Source organism: Microvirga aerilata (assembly GCF_016743775.1).
GTDB classification, from domain to species: Bacteria; Pseudomonadota; Alphaproteobacteria; order Rhizobiales; family Beijerinckiaceae; genus Microvirga; species Microvirga aerilata.
The window spans coordinates 1-1,491 of sequence record NZ_JAEQMY010000267.1 but is presented as its reverse complement, the minus strand read 5'-3'; the positions used below and the strand labels follow the sequence as shown (position 1 = coordinate 1,491).

Below are 1,491 nucleotides of genomic sequence, written 5' to 3'. Positions count from 1 at the left end.
TCAACATCAACGCCGCGCTCAGACATCATCTCGGCGAGATCGCGATAGCTGATGCCGTAGTTGCAGTACCAGCGAACGCACAGCAGGATGATCTCAATGGGAAAGCGGCGGCGCTTGAACAGAGACACGGGAGCGGGTCCTTGATGAACCGCCCCTCGCTAAACTGCCGAGGTTAATGCAACATGGGGTTATTCCGGGCTTGGTGCCCTTCGACAGCAAACTGAGGTCTGATGCAATCAGGCCCAAACTGGAAGCCAACGGAGGGTATCCTCATGAAGCAGTATGTCGGGTTGGAGGTATCGCTGGAGCAGACCGCCGTCTGCATTGTTGACGAGCAAGGGAAGGCGCTCTGGCGTGGCAAATGCGCCTCGACGCCAGAAGCCATTGCGGCAGTCGTCAAAGTGAGAGCGCCGCATGTAGAGCGCATTGGCCTGGAAAGCGGCCCGTTGTCGACATGGCAATGGCATGAGTTGAAGAAGCGCGGCCTGCCTGTGATTTGCCTGGATGCCCGCCATGCCAAGGCAGCGCTGTCGCTGCAGGTGAACAAGACCGACCCCAATGATGCGCTTGGGCTGGCTCAGATCGTGCGCACGGGATGGTACCGGGAGGTCACCGTCAAGAGCCTGGACAGCCAGGTGATCCGCAGCTTCCTCAGCTCACGCGCTCGCTTAGTGGAGGTGCGCGTGGACCTGATCAACCAGATCCATGGCATGCTCAAGCCCTTTGGTCTGGTAGCTGGCAAGGGAGGCCGTCAGCCTTTTATCGACCGCGTGCGCGAACTCGTGGCCGATGGGCCACTGAAGGATGCTGTTGAGGCACTCCTGAGCGCCTTGCAGGAGGTCAGCCGGCAAATCGGCATCCTCTCCCGTCGCCTTATGGGCCTGGCGCGCCAGGATCAGGCGGCCCGACGCCTGATGACGGCTCCCGGTGTCGGCTCTCTGGTCACATTGGCCTATATCAGTGTCATCGACACACCAGACCGGTTCTCAAGCTTGTCCAGCGTAGGGGCTTACCTTGGCCCGACCCCACGACGGTATCAGTCAGGCGAGATCGACCGAAGCGGTCGGATCTCCAAGTGCGGCGATCCGCTCCTGCGAACCTACCTCTTTGAGGCGGCCGGGATCCTGCTGAACCGGGTCTCGCGCTGGTCTGCGCTGAAGGCCTGGGGCACCCGGCTCGCCAAGAAGGTGGGCGGCAAGAAGGCGACTGTCGCGGTCGCGCGTAAGTTGGCGGTGATCCTGCACCGGATGTGGCGTGACAACACGGACTTCCGGTGGTCGCGCCAGGAAGGGCAGCCTGCATGAGATGGACACCCTAAGAGATCCGCCAGGTTTGGCGGTACGATGTCCCTTGTCGGGACGAGGCAGCAGCCATCGCGTGGGCACCGTTGCGGCCTGAAACCTGAACCTCAGGGAGCAGATTGACCGCGTATGCAACATGGCGAGGCTGAGGCTTCCGACCCCATCATGCGGCGGTGTCTGCCGACCGCGG

General features: G+C 61.8%; 1 protein-coding gene and 1 pseudogene. One reads left to right on the top strand and one right to left on the bottom strand.

The annotated features are described in order from the left end of the window. Positions 1–128 (bottom strand): annotated as a pseudogene (locus JKG68_RS34120) (IS6 family transposase); the annotation flags it as partial. A gap of 144 nt (positions 129–272) precedes the next feature. On the opposite strand from JKG68_RS34120, the gene JKG68_RS32245 reads away from it, so the two are divergent. Next, entirely contained in the window at positions 273–1,304 is a 1,032-nt protein-coding gene (locus JKG68_RS32245) for an IS110 family RNA-guided transposase (protein ID WP_202066500.1), read from the top strand. The last annotated feature ends 187 nt before the right edge of the window (positions 1,305–1,491 follow it).